This is a genomic window from Arthrobacter sp. 10T419 (assembly GCF_056394105.1).
In genome coordinates this window covers 462,724-481,252 of the sequence record NZ_JBFTHF010000003.1, presented here as the reverse complement: position 1 = coordinate 481,252, position 18,529 = coordinate 462,724, and the positions used below count along the sequence as shown (strand labels likewise).

General features: G+C 64.1%; 18 protein-coding genes. All 18 read left to right on the top strand.

Features of this window, described 5'->3' with window-relative positions; translation table 11 throughout:
• Positions 1-68: 68 nt before the first annotated feature.
• Positions 69-479, top strand: coding sequence for a hypothetical protein (locus AC1DBD_RS08645; RefSeq protein ID WP_476981878.1), 411 nt, complete (start codon positions 69-71; stop codon positions 477-479).
• Entirely contained in the window at positions 476-922 is a 447-nt protein-coding gene (locus AC1DBD_RS08640; protein ID WP_476981877.1) for a hypothetical protein, read from the top strand. The genes AC1DBD_RS08645 and AC1DBD_RS08640 overlap by 4 nt, the downstream gene beginning before the upstream one ends.
• A gap of 54 nt (positions 923-976) precedes the next feature.
• The gene (locus AC1DBD_RS08635; protein ID WP_476981876.1) at positions 977-1,210 is read left to right on the top strand and encodes a hypothetical protein; all 234 of its coding nucleotides are present in this window, start codon (positions 977-979) and stop codon (positions 1,208-1,210) included.
• Complete coding sequence (locus AC1DBD_RS08630; protein ID WP_476981875.1) at positions 1,210-1,701, top strand: phage tail tube protein; 492 nt, start codon at positions 1,210-1,212, stop codon at positions 1,699-1,701. The genes AC1DBD_RS08635 and AC1DBD_RS08630 overlap by 1 nt, the downstream gene beginning before the upstream one ends.
• 12 nt (positions 1,702-1,713) lie before the next feature.
• Positions 1,714-2,241 (top strand): phage tail tube protein, encoded by a 528-nt coding sequence (locus AC1DBD_RS08625; RefSeq protein ID WP_476981874.1) that lies wholly within the window; start codon positions 1,714-1,716, stop codon positions 2,239-2,241.
• A gap of 86 nt (positions 2,242-2,327) precedes the next feature.
• Positions 2,328-3,101 (top strand): hypothetical protein, encoded by a 774-nt coding sequence (locus AC1DBD_RS08620; protein WP_476981873.1) that lies wholly within the window; start codon positions 2,328-2,330, stop codon positions 3,099-3,101.
• A 23-nt stretch (positions 3,102-3,124) separates the two neighbouring features.
• The gene (locus AC1DBD_RS08615) at positions 3,125-3,541 is read left to right on the top strand and encodes a hypothetical protein (protein WP_476981872.1); all 417 of its coding nucleotides are present in this window, start codon (positions 3,125-3,127) and stop codon (positions 3,539-3,541) included.
• A gap of 105 nt (positions 3,542-3,646) precedes the next feature.
• Positions 3,647-8,377, top strand: coding sequence for a phage tail tape measure protein (locus tag AC1DBD_RS08610; RefSeq protein ID WP_476981871.1), 4,731 nt, complete (start codon positions 3,647-3,649; stop codon positions 8,375-8,377).
• Positions 8,374-9,195, top strand: a complete 822-nt coding sequence (locus tag AC1DBD_RS08605; protein WP_476981870.1) for a hypothetical protein — start codon at positions 8,374-8,376, stop codon at positions 9,193-9,195. The genes AC1DBD_RS08610 and AC1DBD_RS08605 overlap by 4 nt, the downstream gene beginning before the upstream one ends.
• 17 nt (positions 9,196-9,212) lie before the next feature.
• Entirely contained in the window at positions 9,213-9,554 is a 342-nt protein-coding gene (locus AC1DBD_RS08600; RefSeq protein WP_476981869.1) for a hypothetical protein, read from the top strand.
• A 70-nt stretch (positions 9,555-9,624) separates the two neighbouring features.
• Positions 9,625-13,350, top strand: a complete 3,726-nt coding sequence (locus AC1DBD_RS08595) for a hypothetical protein (protein ID WP_476981868.1) — start codon at positions 9,625-9,627, stop codon at positions 13,348-13,350.
• Positions 13,347-14,249 (top strand): hypothetical protein, encoded by a 903-nt coding sequence (locus AC1DBD_RS08590; RefSeq protein ID WP_476981867.1) that lies wholly within the window; start codon positions 13,347-13,349, stop codon positions 14,247-14,249. The genes AC1DBD_RS08595 and AC1DBD_RS08590 overlap by 4 nt, the downstream gene beginning before the upstream one ends.
• Positions 14,250-14,261: 12 nt before the next feature.
• A complete protein-coding gene (locus AC1DBD_RS08585; protein ID WP_476981866.1) occupies positions 14,262-14,873 on the top strand; it encodes a hypothetical protein in 612 nt (203 codons plus the stop codon).
• Positions 14,874-14,981: 108 nt separating this feature from the next.
• Entirely contained in the window at positions 14,982-15,401 is a 420-nt protein-coding gene (locus AC1DBD_RS08580) for a hypothetical protein (protein WP_476981865.1), read from the top strand.
• Between the two features lie 9 nt (positions 15,402-15,410).
• Positions 15,411-16,283 (top strand): LysM peptidoglycan-binding domain-containing protein, encoded by an 873-nt coding sequence (locus AC1DBD_RS08575; RefSeq protein WP_476981864.1) that lies wholly within the window; start codon positions 15,411-15,413, stop codon positions 16,281-16,283.
• A 4-nt stretch (positions 16,284-16,287) separates the two neighbouring features.
• Complete coding sequence (locus tag AC1DBD_RS08570) at positions 16,288-16,566, top strand: hypothetical protein (RefSeq protein ID WP_476981863.1); 279 nt, start codon at positions 16,288-16,290, stop codon at positions 16,564-16,566.
• 181 nt (positions 16,567-16,747) lie between these two features.
• Positions 16,748-17,005, top strand: a complete 258-nt coding sequence (locus tag AC1DBD_RS08565; RefSeq protein WP_476981862.1) for a hypothetical protein — start codon at positions 16,748-16,750, stop codon at positions 17,003-17,005.
• A 27-nt stretch (positions 17,006-17,032) separates the two neighbouring features.
• On the top strand, positions 17,033-18,187 hold the full coding sequence (locus AC1DBD_RS08560) for a hypothetical protein (RefSeq protein WP_476981861.1): 1,155 nt from the start codon (positions 17,033-17,035) through the stop codon (positions 18,185-18,187).
• Positions 18,188-18,529 lie beyond the last annotated feature (342 nt).

Here is an 18,529-nt window from a genome sequence, read left to right as displayed (position 1 = left end):
TGGTGGGAGTATGGCTCCGATCCGCAAGGCGCTGACAAGGTGTGGCGCCCTGCCCCAAAGGAGTCATAGTGGCCGGGCTCATCGGGCACCAGAACATCTCCAAGGGGCTGTTCCAGATGCTCCTGCAGGCCGAGCGCAACGTCAACGCCGACACCCAGGAGGCCGCGCTCGAAGCGGGCATCGCCGGGCAGGAAGCCATCAAGCTCACCATCGCCACCACCGAGTCCTCGTTGAGCCCCGGCAAGATGAATCGCAACTGGACCTACAACATGACGCAATCCGTGGACGCCGACGTGAAGCGCAACGGCACCTCCATCCGAGTCCGGGCTGGCTGGATCAAGAACAAAGAGGCGTACTTCCTGATCCAGAACGACGGCGGCACCGTCAACGGCACCACCATCACTCCTATGAACGCCCTCATGGCCGGGCACCAGGCCATGCTCGACACTCTCAAAGGCTGGGGCATCAAGGTCAAATGACAATCAACCCATACACCACGCAGCAGGAAATCCTCGCCTTCCTCCGCACGCTTCCGTTCCTGGAGTTCTTCGAGGGCGATGTCCCCGACGGCGAGGCGATCCCCAAGGACGCCTTCGGCAAGATCAAGCCCCACGTCGTCGTGAACTTCGCCGGGCTGGTCGATCCGCCCAAGAAGCTCAACGGCATCGAGGGCGCGGCGAAGGACTCCTTCGTCCAGCAGTTCTCCACCCACTCGATTGCCGGGGACGACGATGCGGCCCGGCAGGTCAACAACATCGTGCTGCGCAAGCTGCTGGGCTTCGCCCCCTTCGGCTGCGGTGAAATCAGGCCCGCCTTCTTCGCCGGGATGGGCCGGATTTCCTCGCTCGGGCAGCCGACCCGCCTCTCAGCGGTCCAGGCGTTCAGGTTCCTGATGAACGACACCGAGCCCAACCCCCTGTAGGGGTCTTACTATTTCCGCTCAGGTACAATGGGAAGTAAAGGATTGGAGACAGACATGTCCGAAAGTGATTTTGTCACCGCAGTGAACGAGCAGACCAAGCTCGTCTCGGAAGTTCCGCGCAGCTACCTCGAAATCTACCCGCAGTACCGGGAGCTTTCGGAGGATGAGCTGACCAAGCTCCGGCGCAAGACGGAGAAGGAAATTCTCGGGGAGTACCGTACCCCCGCGACCAAAGCCAAGGCTGCCGAACAGCCCGCTGAGGCTACCGATCAGGAAGGCAGCAAGTAATGAAGCGCATGTCCGGCAAGAACCTCATCTTCTGGGTGGAAGACCCCAGCTACGATCCCCTGCTCCCGTCCGTGGCACTCCTCACTCCGGCCCGTGACATCTCGTGTGCCATCGCCACGGGGTACACCCTCAATCCGAACAAGTCGGATGTCAACACCAAGCAGACCATCTGCGATGACGCCGAGGTCGAGACCCCGATCCGTTATAACTACGAGGGGAACCTGACGTTCTTCCGCGAGGGCGATCTGGCGGACAGCACCTCGGCGTTTGCGCGGGCCTTCGAGTTCTTCGGCACCGAGCGCAAGGAGGGCTACCTCGTCCGCCGCTCCGGCATCGCCCGGGACATCCCGCTGGCCATCGGCCAGAAGGTGGACAGCTTCAAGTTCATCAACGATGTCTACCAGGACGCTGATGACGAAGAACTCGTCATGTTCCAGACCAAATTCCTGCAGCAGGGCCGCATGGAACTCGACAAAGCCCTCGTGGCGTAAGGAAGGCACATTATGTCCCGCAAAATGGTGAGCCCCAACAACGTCCGCGTTGACTGGATTCCGCTCGCAGGTCTGACCACCCCGTCCAACCCCAAGGCCAGCGAACTCAACGCAGGCACCCGCATCTCGGCTGCCCTGGAGACCGGCTACACCCTGAAGTTCAGTGACTCCAAGACCGACGCCTCCAAGACCATCGAGGACGAGGGCAACGTCGAAACGCCGACGCTGCGCAACTACGAGGGCAAGCTGACCTTCTTCCAGGATGAGGTCGGCACCGGCACGCAGGACGCCCCGGAGAACGCCACCGCGTTCACCGCCGTCGTCAACCTGTTCAAGGTGGCCTGGGTGGATGGCTGGCTCGTGAAGCGCACCGGCTACAAGGCCAGCATGCTCTACGCCGCCGACCAGAAGGTCTCGGTCTTCAAATTCAAGAACGATGTCTACCGGCAGATGGAAGGAGAGCCGGGTGACCCCACCCGCGTCGAGGTCGAGTTCCTGAAGCAGGGCGAGGCTTACGCCAACGTCACCACCCAGGCATAGGCGCCCCGCCTGTAGTTTGATAGGATCGTCCCTGTGAGTACAAACTCACAGGGACTTTTCTTTTGCCCGACCACACGGAGGAAGCAATGAGCATCGAGGAAGACTACAAAGAGGCCGAGGACCGCGCTGAGGCCATGAAGGCACCGGCCACGTTCAACGCCCGCGAGGCCGTCAAGGGAGCCACCTACGCCAGGGACTCCATCGACCTGTACTCGGACGGCGAGCGGGCGCACGACATCAACATTGCCGCGCACGACGCGGCGCAGGCGCGATTCCTGGCCGAGAACATCAAGGAAGGCTTCGTCAAGCGCCAGCACGCTTCCGACGCGAACGAGAACCAGACTATCGAGTGGGAGCCCTACGCGGGCGACGGCACCGAGGCGCCGGGCTACGCCGAGGCCGACGCCGACGCAGCCAAGCTGGAGGCCAAGGTTGCCGAGCTGATGCCGGGCCTGCTGTCCTCGGTCAACACCTTCCACGTCCGGGGCCTCGCGCCCAAGCAGTGGGAGCTGATCGACGCCAAGTGGCGCAAGGAAATCAAGCCCCCGGCCCGGAAGAACTACCCACAGACCGAGGAGGGTGAGGAGGAGTACCAGCTCGCCACCTACGAGCGGGACCGGGAGCGTATCGCGCACATCAAGAACGAGCAGATTGCCTCGGCCATCATCAAGGTGGTGCGCAAGAGCGACGGCGCCGAAGACACCTCGGTCTGGAAAGAGGCGGACGTAGCCGTGCTCTACGAGGACTACATGCGGTCTGAGTACGACAAGCTGCTCAACCTCGTGGTCCAGCTGACCTTCACCAACAACCTGTTCAACATCGCCGTCGAGCAGGACGCGGATTTTTTGTCGAAGCCCTGACCTGGCCGCAGAACCGCCAATGCGTGGACATGGTTCTGACGGCCAAGGAATGGGGCTGGTCTCCGACCGCAATCATTCGGGGGGCGAAGAATCCCCACAAGCACCACCCTGCGGACTACAACTTCGCCCTCGCGGTCAAGACCCTGCTCGATGAGAAATGCCCCCAGTGCGGTGTGCCAATCTGGTGGGCGTTCTCGTCCAACGGCGACATCGGCTTCAAGCTGAAGACCATCTGCTGCGAGGCCTGCCTGTTCAAGGCAGAGAACGAGCCAGAGGGCAAGGACAAGAAGCCGGGCGAGTCCCACATCGTGTACGCGGTCCCGGAGGACGGCGCAGAGGAGCTGCCACCGCGCAGCGACTACTACGAGCGGGAGCGCGAGGCACACATGGCCGAGCACGAGAGAGAACTCAAACGCAAGGCCGAGACGGCTGCAGCGTAGGCACAGGCTCCATCCGAAAGGGTGGGGCCTGTGTTTTTTATTTCTGAGTCGCTACCACACAGACTGATAGAATGGGTCCAGAATCCTAGAGGAATGTGGTGAGTTGTGAGCGGTGCATTTGACGCCAAGGTGGATATTTCCACCAAGGAGGCAACCGACGGGCTGAAGGCTCTCCGTGGCGAAGCCAAGGTGCTGGGCGAACAGCTCATCGTCCTCAACAAGATCATCAAGGACGGCAAGCAGGACATCGTTCTGATGGCCCAGCAGTTCACCCAGCTCGTCGCCACCCAGGAGCGGGCCGCTCGCGCCGCCAACGACGTGGCCAAGGCCGACATCAACGCTGCCCGCGCTGCCGGTACACGCGCCGTGGCCGACGCCAAGGTGGGCACCGAGCTGTCCCGGAAGGCCGCTCTGGATGCCCAGGCTGCCCGCGCCACGGCCCAGGTAGTAACGGCCAACGCACGCACCGCCGAGTCCGAGACGCGCCGTGGCATCGCCACCGACCGCGCAGCGCAGGCCACCCAGCGGGCCGCGACGGCTCAGACGCAGCTCCACGATTCGATGTCCAACAGCCGCTACCTGATGTACGACGTGGGGGCCACCTACGGCGTCCTGGCAGCAGGGCTCATGGCGATCCCGGCAGCCACCGCTGCTGTCGCCGCGTCCTACCAGAAGGACTTCGCTCAGGTCATCCGTGTCAACGAGGAACTGCAGGCCTCCCCCGCCGCTGCGCAGGGGTTGAAGGACTCGCTGAAGACAATGGCGACGGACATGCCCATCGCCTTCGGTGAGCTCTCCCGGATCACCCAGCTCGGCGCCCAGATGGGCGTGGCCAACGAGAAGCTGGCAACCTTCACCGAGACCACGGCCAAGTTTGTCGCCGTCACCGGCATCTCTGCCGATACCGGCGCCACCCTGTTCGGGCGCATGGAGACCTCCTTCACCGACGACGTGGCCAAGTACCCGGACTACTTCGAGCGGCTGGGCTCCTCCATCGCCTACGTCGGCGCCAAGACCGTGGCCACGGACCCGGAAATTGCGTCCATGCTCTCCCAGATCGGCCCGCTGGGCGCCTCTGCCGGAATGAGCGCGGCCAACGTCACCGGCCTGGCAGCTGCGCTGGCTTCCGTCCGCGTCCAGCCCGAACTGGCCCGAGGCACGCTCACCCGCGTCTTCGGCCAGCTCAACCGCGACGTGGCCGAAGGCTCCCCGCGCATGGCCGAGTACGGCAAGCTCATGGGCATGACCGGCGAGCAGGCCTCCAAGCTCTGGAAGACCGACTCGTCCACCTTCTTCACCAACCTCATCAAAGGCCTGAACAAGGTCCAGCTGCAGAACGGCGAGCTGACCACCACCTTCGACCAGCTCGGCATCAAGGCCTCCCGCGATGTCTCCGCGCTGACCAAGCTGGCCGTCGGCTACGACACTCTCGACACCTCAATGCAGGCCGCGAACAAGGGCTTCAACGACGGCACCGCGCTGAACGAAATGTCGCAGATCACCTTCGACACCATCACCGCCAAGCTCGTGGAGATGGCCAACGCCTGGAAGAACCTCGGAGACACCCTCGGCTCCGGCGCCCTCGCACCCCTCGCCGTTCTGATCGACATGTCCAAGAACCTTGCCCTCGGAATCGACTCGCTCGTCCACCACGTCCCCGCCCTTGGTGTGCTCCTGCAGCTGCTCGCAGGCTTCGCCACCGTCACGGCCCTGTTCCTCGGCTTCAAGGCGGCGCAGGCCTTCGTCACGGCTGGCTTCATCGGCTTCCAGCAGGCGTCCGCCCGTGGGGTGGGCGCCGGGCTGTCCCTGAATGGCACCCTGCGCCAGCTCGCGGTGACCATGCTGATGGTCCGTGGCGTGAACCAGCAGATGGCCACCTCGCTCGTCCAGAGCAACGGGGCACTGGCGGGCTATCGCGCTGGCCTCGCCTCCCTCGGCGCACGCCACGCTGCGGCAGCTACCGGCTTTGGCCGGGTGACTGCAGGCGTCGGCAAGTTCAGCACCTCGCTGCTGGGCCTTGTCGGCGGTCCCATCGGCCTCGCCATCGGCGGGCTCGCGCTGCTGGCCGGACACATGATGAACACCGCCATCGAGGCCGAGCAGGCTGGCAAGGCCATAGCGGACGGGCTCGCACAGGGCGCCGACGCAGGGATGCGGGCTGCCGCCAAGGTGCTCTCCGAGAAGAAGGTCACCTGGGAAGACGGCATCGTTGTCGGCAACCTCGGCAAGTCGCTGACCGATATCGCCAACGAGACCGGCATCGGCTTTGACAAGGTGCTCGCCGCCGTGGTCAAGGGCAAGAATGGCGTCAAGGACTTCGACAAGACCCTCGAAGCCTTCGCCCAGTCCAAGGGCTACGCCAGTCTGCAGGACATGTCCCTGCAGAATCCCAACGCCCTCGCAGGCGACGGCGCCCTCCGCGCCAAGCTGGAATTCCTGCGCAAGCAGGTCAACCACTACGCCACCGCCCAGGAGGGCGCGGCCAAGGGCACGAAGGCCACTGACGAGGCGCTGACCAAGCTCGGTGTGCCCCTCGAAGCCGTAGGCGAGGAAGGCGAGCAGACCGCCACCAGCATCGAGAAAATGACCGATGCCCTGAAGGCGCTCAACGACGAGGTGTTCGGCACCATCAACGCCGAGGCCGACCTGCAGGAATCGCTCTCCAAGCTGGGCGAAGGCATCCAGAAGTCCTCCCAGTTCTCTCCGAACTCCGAGGGTGGCCGGACCAACCTGAAGAACATCGAAGACACGATGACCAAGGCCCGGGAATACTACGTCCAGATGCAGCAGGACGGCACCCTCAGCGCCCAGGAAGCGGCGCAGGGCTACTCCGACTTCATCACCGGACTGTTTGAAAAGCTCCGGGCGATGGGCGCCGACACCTCCTACGTCGAAGACCTTGCCAAGCAGACCCGCGAGAAGTTCACCGCCGCCATCGGCGGCGAGCTGAAGGTGCCCGTCGGCATGGACACGACCAAGTTCAAGGACGACGCCCGCCTGCTGGCTGGGACACCCATCTCGGCCACGCTGACGGTGGGCATGGACAAGTCCCAGGCCGACACCAACATGATGCTGCTCGCGCAGAACCTCGCCCAGATCACGGGGATGCCCTACCAGGTCATCATGGACGCCTTGACCGATCCGGCCAACTCGAAGGCCGAGGAGGTCGAGGGCATCCTCACTGCGGTGGCCAACGGCACCTACGTCGCTGCCGTGGATGCTGACACCACCGCTGCGGTGACCAACGTGCAGAACTTCCTCGCGTATGCCCGCACCGAGCTCTCCCACCTGCAGACCGAGCTCAACGGCGGCGTCGGCTACGGCGACGGCGAGGGCTCGCTCGGCACGGCCCAGAAGGCGCAGTACGCTGCCATCGCCGCTCCCAACCAGGTCCGTGCAGCCCCTCGGTCGAACGGCGCCGCGAAGCCTGTCATCCCGACCCGCCAGAACAGCGTCCTGCCCGGACTCGGCGGCGTGACGGACGGCTACAACAAGGCTGCCGACGCGGCGAAGAAGGCGGGCGAGTCCGGCAAGAAGGCTGGCAAGGACATGGCCGACGGCATCTCCGACGCCGTGGCCGCAGCAGAGGACTTCGGCAGCCGCCTGAAGACCGCGCTGATGTCCGCCTACAACCAGCAGTACGGGCTGACCAAGGCGACGGACGACTACCACTCGGCTCTGAACGCCATCAACAAGAAGCGCGAGGACGAGCTGAAGCAGCTCGATGACCTCCGCGACAAGGTGAAGGCCCTGAACAACGAGCGCGACAAGGAGCTCATCTCAGCCAACAAGGCCAAGGTCGAGCAGCGCATCTCGATGAAGTACGGCGAGACTGACCGGGCTGCTGACTACGGCAACCAGGCGCAGACGGCGCTCGACAACGCTGCGGCCAAGCAGAAGGAAATCGACGTAGCTGGCAAGGAAGCCAAGACCCTGCAGGACGGCATCGGCAACCTGAAGGGCTACTCCGACGCGGCCATTGCCAACCGGGAGGCCCTGCGCGGCCTGGAGTCCAAGATGCTGGACATGATCGGCGCCTACGCTGCAGCCGGTCACAGCTCCGAGGAGGTCCGCGCCTACGCGCAGAAGCTCACAGGCCAGTACCAGATCGACGTGGCACAGATGGGCTACAACAAGGCTGCCGTGGGGCAGCTGCAGGGCTCGCTGGAACGCTACATCGGCGTCATCAAGGGTGTCCCGCAGGTCAAGCCGACGACGGTGACTGCCGACGTGGGCGGCGCCCTCGGGGGCATCGGGTCGGTGGCCAACGCCCTGGCAGCCATCCCGGCCCACAAGAACGTCACCGTGGACGCGACGTTCCGTGGACACCTCGAAGCGACGGGCAACACGGTGGCCAACGGCCAGCCGAGCTACCGCGTGGTCCGTGCCGACGGCACGCGCACCAATGAGATTCTGTTCAACAAGGGCGGACAGGTGCCGGGCTACGCCGACGGCGGGATGATCCCGGGCCGGGCGCCGAGCAACCCCAACGTGGACAACCTCATGGCCAAGGTGGACGGCAAGGGCCTCATCAAGGTCCGCTCCCGCGAGTTCATCCAGCCCGAGCCTGCCGTGGACTACTACGGCCTCGACGCGATGGAAGCCATTCGGACCCTTCGTATGCCGAAGTTCAACATGGGCGGCTCCCCGGGCGGTGGGCGCGGAAGCGCTACCGCTGGCGGCGGGGTCCAGGTGGTCGAGCTGACCGCCGAGAACCTGGCACTGCTCGCCTCCCTCGCCAACCAGACCCCGATCCTCGCCGTGGACGGCAGGGAGCTGGCGCAGGCCGTCAACCGCTCCAACAAGCAGCTCGCAGCAGAAGGACAGAACCAATGAAGACCATGCTTTTCGGCCCGCTCGGGCGTATGCTGCCCATCCCCTTCCCCGAGGCGGGGATGGGCTGGGACCACAACCGCGACACCGAGGAGACCACACTGGTGTCCGGTGGCCGGTTTGTCTACGAGGCGCCCACGCCCTACCTGCGGTACAAGCTGGACTACCAGGCGGGCACCGCCGACCTGCAGAACCTCGTGGACATCTTCACCGGGGTCTACGGCAAGGGACCGTACTACCTGGTCGAGTTCAACTACTCGGGAGGCAACATCCTCCCGACCCGCTGGGCATCGGCCCACATGCTGCGCCACATCGCAGGTGGCTGGGCCGACCCTGTTGGTGTGCCCAGCGCCGTGGCGCTCTCCGGTGAGGCTGCGGCCTTCACCAACGCGGGCCAGTTCCCGGACACCGGCATCTCCCAGATCATCGCCACGGTCCCGGACTCCCCGGCCTACCTGCACCTCTGGGGCACACGCACGGGCGCGGCCAGCCTGCGCATCTCACTGCTCGACGCAACCACGGGCGCGTGGACCGAGCCGACCAACTTTGTCCCTTCCGCGAGCCCTGGCCAGGCCGTGGTCATCTCGGCGGCGGACGGCACGGCCAACACCTACTCCGCGATCAAGCTGGAGCTCTACATCCCCGCTGGCTCCTCGCTGACACTGGACCATATCAACCTCACGGGCACGACGGGCGCCAGCTCGCCGCTCCCGGGGCGCGGCGTGGGAGCTGTGTCGTTTGGTACAAATCTCTCAGGAAATATACAGACAAAGAGGTTTGATAGAATTGGGCTATCGCTCGACCTTGTAGAGGTCGAATAGTCCAAGGAGAAATACCAATGGCAATTCAGTCCACCGTCGAAAAGAACGCACTGGCCACCAAGTACGGCACCGACGCGGCCTACGGTGCGCTGTTCACGACCGCTCCCGGCGCCACCGCTGGCACCGAGGTCACGGGCGGCTCCCCGGCCTACGCCCGCAAGGCACTGACGTGGGGCGCTGCTGCCAACGGTGTCGTCACGGCCACGGCCACCTTCGATGTCCCGGCCTGCACCGTTGTCGGCACGGGCGTCTTTTCGGCTGCCACGGCAGGCACCTACCTCGACGGCAACACGGTTGCCACGGTGACATTCACTACCCAGGACACCGTGACTGTCACCTTCACCTACACCCAGTCCTAAGCCCTACCGGGTTAGTCGTGGCGGGGTAATCATGCCCCGCCACTGGTGTATCAAGAGGAGAGAGTAAGCCGTGGCAGTTCGCATCAACCTGATGCCCAACCCATCCTTCGAGGTCGATGCATCCGGCTGGACAACAGCGTCTCGCGGCAACTCGAACCCTGCGCTGGCTGTAGCCGGTGGCTGGTATGTGACCTTGCCCTCCGGGGAAACCATCGGCCCCAAGGTCCCTGCCACCGCCGGGCTTGACTACACAGGCTCGGCATATCTCAGCGCTGGCAGCACCATCCGAACTTCCGGTGTCACCGTCCGATTCTTCGATGACGCTGGCACCGAACTGTCCGCGCCCACTCCTGTCCTGACCGCATACGCAGCGGCAAGCACTCCCGAGCGTCGGTCCAGCACCCGCACTGCCCCTGCCGGGACGAAGCAGGTTGCGCTGGCCCTGCACACCTCCTCCTCCAGCCACACTGCGGATGCCGTGATGCTGGAGCAGTCATCTGTTCTAGGAGACTACTTTGACGGGTCCACCACGAAGGCAGGATACACCTACGCCTGGTCCGGGACCGCGCACGCTTCACCTTCCACCGAAACCCCGCCTGCAAGCGAGGCAAAGACCATCGCCTCGGCCCTGTCCGGCGCGGGCACACTCACCTCCAGCCTGGCTTTTCGCCGCACCAACTACTGCACAAACCCGTCGTTTGAAACAAATCTCACCGGCTGGACAGCTGAAGGCGCAATTTCGTGGAGCCGCTACGCAACTGCAGCGGCGGGCACTGTCAGCGCCGGGCCGACCGCAGATGGTGTGTCCACGTTGGTATCTGCCGTGGCTGTTCCCGCAACTGCGGGCGAGGTGTGGACTGTCTCGGCTTCTGCAAAGACTCCTAGCAACATCAACGTCATCGTGGGGCTTCGCTTCGTGGACAGCGGTGGCGCCACGCTTACCCAAGTCCTCGATGACCGCTCTATGGTGAATGGGGCGTTCTATCTTCGCGGCGTTACGGCTGCCGTTGCCCCAGCTGCAACCGCAGGTGTCAAAGTCGTTTTGGGGGCAAACGCTTCAGCCACCTTTTTTGATGCAGTCCAGCTGGAGAAGTCTTCTACCCGGGGCACCTACTTCGACGGCTCCACGGTCAAGGCAGGGTACACCTACGCTTGGTCAGCCGCCCCCCAAGCATCAACGTCAACCGAAACTCCCGTTATCGCCGGGGCACCAAAGACTGCCTCCTCGGCGCTCTCCGGTTCGGGGACGCTCACCTCCGCCACGACGCAGCCGACCAAGCGCATCAACTCCGCTCTCAGCGGCTCGGGCAGCCTTACCTCCGCACTGGCTTACACCAAGCGGATCAACTCGGCGCTGTCAGGCACCGGCACGCTCTCGGCCAAGCTGCGCCGCAACATCGCGTCAACCCTCTCCGGCAGCGGCACGCTCACCAGCGTTCTGTCCGGGCGCCTCATCAAGTCCAACCTCAGCGGTTCGGGCACGCTGACCTCTGCCCTGCGCCGCACCATCCAGTCCGCGCTTTCCGGGTCCGGCAGCCTCACCTCCAGCCTGGCCTACGCCAAGCGCATGGAGTCGGCCTTCTCCGGTTCGGGCACGCTCTCCTCCGTAATCGACGCGGTGCCCACCAAGCAGATCAGCTCTGCCCTTGGAGGCGAGGGCGTTCTTTTCTCCGAGCTCGGCTACGTCGTCAAGCCCGACGAGCTGGGCACCGGCCCGCTGGGCAAGCTCTCCTCATTCACGGTCAGCACCTCGGCAGTACAGCTCAACCCTTCCGAGGGCTCCGGCTCAACCCCGTCCATCAACGCCACCTACACCAACGGCGTCGATCCCGAGTACGCGCTGGGCGAGACCAACGTGCTGAAGAACGGCGCCATCGGCACCTACGAGGGCGAAGTCGTCAAGGTCGGCACTTCGCAGAGCAGCGGGCGGGCCTCCATCTCGATGAACACCGCGCTCACCCCGCTGAACGTGGAGCTCCACCTGTTCCCCTTCATCGACGGTGTGCCCGGACTTGGGACCGCTGCCCGAGCCATCGACTACTGGACCCAGCAGTGCGGCCTGTTCTACGAGAAGGTGCCCGGCCAGTGCGTGGCCTACGTCTCCGGGTTCGGCCACGTCGATGCCTTCGGCGCGGGCACCACGGCCCGGTTCTACGAGCGGCTGACGGGCGGAACCACAACCACCCGCGTGGTGAACGGACGCTCGGTGCGGACCCTGGGCGCCGCTGTCACCGGCACCACCAAGTTCCACGAGGCCAAGGACGAGACCGTGCAGGTCACCCTGCCGAAGAACCGGAAGCTGGTCTTCAGCGCCGGGCTCGGCCTGTCCGGCTCAGGCCGCATGGGCACTGTGGAGTGGAGCTTCCTCGACCCCAAGGATGTCCGCCGCACGGTCACGCTGACGGGAACCTCAGACGGAGGGGTCTCGGCCTCCATCGACGGAGCCACCGCCCTCGCAGCCAGTGTGCCCGCAGGAGGCAGCTACCGGCTGGCGTTCTCCCTGGAACGGGTGTCCACCACGGCGCTCGTCGGCAAGCTGACGATCCACACGGATGACCTGGCAGGCTCCGGCGATCTGGTCTACGCCAGCAGCGCCACGGTCATCGACATGGAGCTCTCCAGCATCCTCCGGCTGACCTCGATCACGCACAGCTCCGCTGGCGGGGCCGGGACGGAGATGACCCGCTGGGGCACCTACCTCACCGTGGCCGACCTCCACCCGATGGAGGTTCCGGCCATCCAGAAGGTGCTGGGCCAGTCGAAGAAGCCCTTCGAGTTTGTCTCCGGCTTCACCGGCAACGTCTGGAACCTGCTCAACGAGTTCTGCTCCATCGCACGCCTGGAGGTGCGCTTCATCGACGGCGCCCTGCACGTCGAGCCTCGCAGCAACGCCATCGTCACCCCCGGCACCTCGTGGGCGCTGTTCGACGTGGACCGGCAGCGGCGCGAGAAGTACAAGCAGGTGGCCGTGGTCAACAAGCAGTCCAAGGCTGTCACCACCGACGACGCCGTGCTCTGGCGTGCGGACTCGGTGTACCAGGTGGCTGCCCGCGAGGTCTTCGAGACCACAGTGCAGACAGGCCACTCGATCCTCAACGTGGTCAACCCGGTGGCCGTCAGCGGCATCACTCCCTTCCCCTACAAGAAGGGCGCGGGACAGTACGTTGTGACCGGCGCGGACGGCTACATCATCGCTCCGGCATGGTGGAACGACAACGGCGGCAAGGTCGAGGTCTCGCTGACCGGGGTGGAGGGCGAAATCGCCATCAAGATCACGGCCCCGGCACTGGAGACCGTGAGGGCGCCGTACCGCATCTCCGAGGGTGAGGCCGACCGGCCCGCGCTGTACGTCAGCGGCTCCGGCATCCTGAACGACCCCACGGAGGTCCACGTCTCCACGGGCGCCAAGAACGCCCGCGAGGGCTTCGACAACGTGTTCGAGTCCCCGTTCATCGCCGGGGTCCGGGAGACCTACGACACCGCAGCTGCGATGGCACACCAGTACAGCGCGTCCGTGGCCGAGGTGCAGTACGAGCTGCCCAACAGCTTCGAGACGCCCACCGGGCTCGGCCAGTTTCCTGCAGGTGTTCTGGTCACAGACAACCTGCGGAACTACCGCATCCAGGACGCCTCGCAGACGCACTCGAAGGTCTCCGGCAATGCGGTGGCCTACACCACCATCGGGGCCTACGTCGCCAGCTACCCGGCAGGCGCCACGCTCCGGGACGAGAAGGCCCGCCACGCTGGCCGGACCATCCGAAAGTTCAACATCAAGCCCCTGAAGGGGGACGCATGAACAAGCACAAGGACTTGCCTCCGGGCTCCCAGCAGTGGGCCAACGAGCTCGACGCTGCCATGAAGCAAATCGCTGTACTCACCGAGGTGGTGCGGCGCCTCACTGAGAACGCTGGCATCGACATGGCCAACCCCAAGCGCGGGATCAGCACCGACGCCGCGCCCAGCGTCAAGAGCCCGGTGGGGCAGAAGCTCTCCTCGCTCGCGGACGTGTCCACCTACAACGTGGCCGACAAGCAGGTGCTCTCGTGGGACCAGAAGGGCCAGAAGTGGCTGCCCGTCACGATGGTGTCCGGCGGCATCAACTGGGAACTCGCCACCGAAGAAGAACACCTCTACGGCGACCTCGATAACGACTCGGACTACTACTCCACGCAGGTCATTGGGCTGAGAGACCCCTACCCCCCGGGAACGGACTACACCACAGGTGGAACAGGCGACGGCTACGGGCTGGTGGGGACCAGCACCTCATCGGCCTTCCTCCACGCTGCGCAGCGATCCGGGGGAGGCCCCACGCGAGCCCACGGTTACGTTGCGGCTGAGCCCTACTACTGCAAGATGGGCAACGTCTGGATCAACGAGGAAACCGGCAACTGGGAACAGTGGTGCGAAATCAGCCTTGACCGCGACCGTATGGGCTTCTCTACGCCGATGGGCGGGCTCACGGATGACGGCACTGAAGCCCGCGACGGCAGGATCAGCTTCAAAACCAACTGGTTCTATGTTCCCCAGGTGGAGGGCATGGCGGGCTCCTACCCCTACCAGTACCCGCGCCCCACACGCCCCGTAGCTGTCGGCTACACAGCTGAAGCCGGGGCGCATGTGTACGACATGGTGCTCAAAAAGCCAATTTGGTGGGACGGTTCCGCATGGACCGACGCCCTCGGAAACATCGTCTAGGAAGGCAGAACAATGGGAAACATCACCACTGGCGGCTCCGCGATCTGGACCCCCGATGAAAATGACAACCTCGACCCCGAGGTGTGGTCCGCGACAATGGCGCAGTCCATCGAGGACGGCATCGGGAAGCGCCTGGAGAAGCAGGAAGCCAGGGTCAGTCTCCGCGCCACTACGCCGGAGCCGTTCGACGTGACCGGCACCGGCCCCGACGATGCGTACATCCGAATCCCGCTGAACGCCAACGGGCCGACGGGCAGCCGCGCTCCCGAGCCGGAGTTCGCTGCGGGCAACCACGTTGACGGCATCACCCTCGAAGGCAACATCGCCACCATTGTGACCCCGGGCCTCTACGCGATCACCGGCCAGATCACGCTGACCACGAAGTCAGGCACGTTCGCCCCTCACAGCTTCGACTTCAAGGGCGTCGTCAACAACTCCGTCTTCGGCCTCCCTGCCTACGGCGAAACCAGCACCAGCTCCTTCGTCGGAGGCTTTGTCGGGGACACCCAGTTCCTCGTGGCAGGGGATCAGATCAGCCTGCGCTGCGGCATCGGAACCAACCACGTCGGCAGTTTCCACGTCCAGGATGCGCTGCTCACTATCACCATGCTCTACGCCACTTAGACCGCCCTGTAGAATTGGTTGGTAGATACGCTTTTCTACCAAGGAGACTACAATGACCCCCCTGAAAAACTCACTGCAGAACGGTGCCTTGGCAAGGGGGGTCATCTAATGCCTCAGTGGATCAGCGACATTATCTCTGTGGCCCCCTGGCTCGGCGCCATCGTCCTCGCAGTGTTCCTCGGGGCCGTGGGATGGAAGTACCTGCGGCCCCCGACAAAGGGACTCAACCACTTCCTCGAAGACTGGAACGGTGACGCTGACCGCCCCGGTGTGCCAGGCAGGCCCGGTGTGATGGTCCGCTTCCAGAACCTCGAAGAATGGACGGCCAAGTACGGCCCCATGATCGACCGCATGGACCACGAGATGCACCCCAACTCCGGCTCCTCGATGGCCGACGCAGTGAACCGCACCGAGCGCAATTTGACCGAGCACATCGCAGCCTGTGTGGCGCTGGCCCCGATCCCCGCGCAATCCACCACCAACATCACCGTGACCGCGCCGCCGCAACAGCCCGGCACAGGAAGCTAGGAGAACAGCATGGCATACGCACTGCACGAAGAATTCTCGATCACCGACTTTGACGGTGGCCCCATGAAGCCGCTGGGCTGGGCCATCCACTGGTGGGGCGATCCCGCGTTCAAGCCCACGTTCTGGAACATCGTCAAGCTGCTCATCAACCGGGCACACGCGCAGTCCGCCTCGGTGAACTTCGTGTGTGAAGGAGGGCTCGTCGCCTGCCTCATCTCGCCCTTCACGGTTGCCTGGGCGCAGGGCGACGGCGGGACCGGCTGGGGAAACCTGAACCTGGTGTCCGTCGAGAACAACCCTCGCTGCTCGGCTGAGGACCGCGAGACACTGGCCGAGCTCATCGCGGACCAGAACATCCTCAACGGCATCCCGATTGTCCTGTACCCGCACAAGAAGTTCACCGCCACCGCCTGCCCCGGTGTCTGGGAGCAGTACATCCCGGCAATCACGGCCCGCGCCAAGCAGATCGTAGCCGAGAAGAAGGGCACCAAGCCCACGCCTGCGCCGGTCAACCCCGAGTCCTCCACCCCGCCGAAGAAGCCCGCCCCGGCTCCGGCCAAGAAGCCGAAGACGTACCCGCTGACGGACATCCACTGGATCGTCACCAAGGGAGACACCCTCGGCAAGATTCAGGCCTACTACAACGGCCCGAGCGTGGCGCGGATTGCGGCCTACAACAACATCGACGCCAACCGGATCACCCCGGGACAGCGCATCTGGATTCCCGGCCCTCTGGTCTGGAACATCGAGGCCCCCGACACCCTCCGCTCCGTGGCCAACTACTACGGGCTGGACGCAGGCTACCTCGCACGGCTCAATGGCCTCCCCGGGCCGGACTCCACCATCTTCATCGGCAATCAACTGATTATCAAGAAGGGCTAAACCAATGGCAGATCACACCGCAACCCAGACCCCCAAATACTTCGACGCGCTGGTCCGCGCCTGGCGCACCCTCTACACCGGCTTCATCCTCGATGCGCTCGTACTCATCGGTGGGGGCATCGGCAGCCTGGTGCTGGAGAAGGAAGTCACCACCGAGGCCTTCTGGATCACGTTCGGGATTTTGGTGGCCAAGTCCTTCATGACGGCGCTCGGCTCGTACCTGCTCCGGCTGAAGGTGACCCCCAAGAATGCCCAGCCAGAAGCCTCCGTCCCCGCCGCCTAGCATCCCGGCAGACCTCTTGACCGCAGTTGCCGCAGTGGAGGAACTGCCGGAGATTGAATTCCAGTCGATCATGCGTTTCGTGCCCTGCGCTAAGTGTCCGGGCTCGTAATTTACTAGTTTGGTAGAATGAGACCAGTAACCTACAGGGTTGCTGGTCTCATTCCATTTAGGAGCAATTCTCATGGCACTCAGCGACACACTTTCAGAGCTTGCGGACAAGGCCCCGGCCACCAGGAATCGGGTTGACATTCTCCTCGATCAATTGCAGAGCACCGCCCCAGAAGATCACCGGACGCTTACGTTTGCGCTCCGCGACAAGAACCTCGCGCACCACGTCATCACCAAGGCGATCCGCAAGGAGTACGGCCACGACACCGTGAAGGATGACTCGGTAGGTGACTGGCGCCGAAATGCCCAGCGTGAAATCAACGGCCTCTAAGTGAGCCTCGCAGACACCATTACCAGCGTGACAACTCCGCTGGCAGCCAAGGAACAGCCCACGGTCACCTACCGTGACAACCTCCCCGAGTTCATCACCATCCCTTCGGCCCCGGAGGCCAAGACCCCCGAGGAGTTCAGCGCCATCGTGGCCGACCTCGGTGTGCCGATCCCCGAAGGGTATGAGCTCCAGCTGGTCGAGGCGTCGAAGAACATGAACGCCTGGACCCGTGACTCGGTGGACCAGGAACTCGCTGTCACCCGGCCCAACTGGCGCTACCGCTTCAAGGTGGTCCGCACCGCGTTCACCTACCAGATCAAGGAGTTCCGGGACTATGCAGCTGCACTCAAACGCAAGCCCAAGGCCCCGGCTCCTGCAGGGACCAACCGGGCCGTCGCCATCGCCTACGCTGATCCGCAGGTTGGCAAGGCGCAGCACACAGGCGGCGGGACGACTGACACTGAACATCGTGTGGCTGATCTTTTCCACCAGGCCCAAGACTATGTGCGCCTGCAAAAGGCCAAGTCGGTCTTTTTCGGTGATCTAGGGGACGCCTGCGAGAACACCCAGAACAGCGCGGCCCAGAAGCATACCAATGACCTCTCCTTCCCGGAGCAGATCAGGGTGGCCCGCCGCCTGTTCATGTACGGCGCCGACATGTTCGCCAAGGACGCCAATGATCTGACCGTCTTCGGTGTCCCCTCCAATCACATGCAGTGGCGCGAGAACGGCAAGGCGCAGGGCAACGCCAGCGCGGACTTCGGCCTCGACATCGTGGCCAGCGTACAGGACGCCTTCGGGCTCAACCAGGACGCCTACGGCCACGTCCAGTTCGCCTACCCGGAGCGCCACCGCGAGTCCCTGGTGCTCAACATCGCCGGGCTCAACACCGGCTTCTTCCACGGCCACCAGTCCGGCAGCCCCGACGCGATCCCCAAGTTCATCGCAGGCCAGGTGGCCGGGAAGCAGGCGCTCTCGCAGGCCGAGCTCTTTGTCTCCGGCCACTTCCACAGCTTCCGCAGGCAGACCATTCTCGCCAGCCAGGAATGGCTGCAGTGCCCCTCGGCGGACAATGGCTCGGACTGGTTCACAAACCTCTCCGGCATCTGGTCCAAGCCCGGCCTGCTGGTATTCACAGTCGAAGACGGCGTGCTGATTGACGTGAAGAATCTCCAGGGATAAACAATTCCTCTGCTAGGCTCGCCACTGACCATCAATTTCAGGGGAGCACAGTATGTCAGTCCAAGAAGTAATTGAAACCGAGTGCGATGAGTGCGGCGAAAGCGAAACGCAGCGCCCGGATAAAAGGCGGAAGACCACTCTGCCGGTGAAGTGGATTCATGTTCGGGCCGTGAATTGGCAGGGCACCGAAGTGTTCGCCCGGGATTTGTGCCCCGGCTGCGCGAAGCCCTTAGCGAGGGCATAGAAAAAGGGAGCCTCTGCAGGGGAGGCTCCCTTTCCCAGATACGCCCTACTTAGGGTGCTGGATGAGCGTACCACGGCTTAGTCGAAGTAGCCGCCACG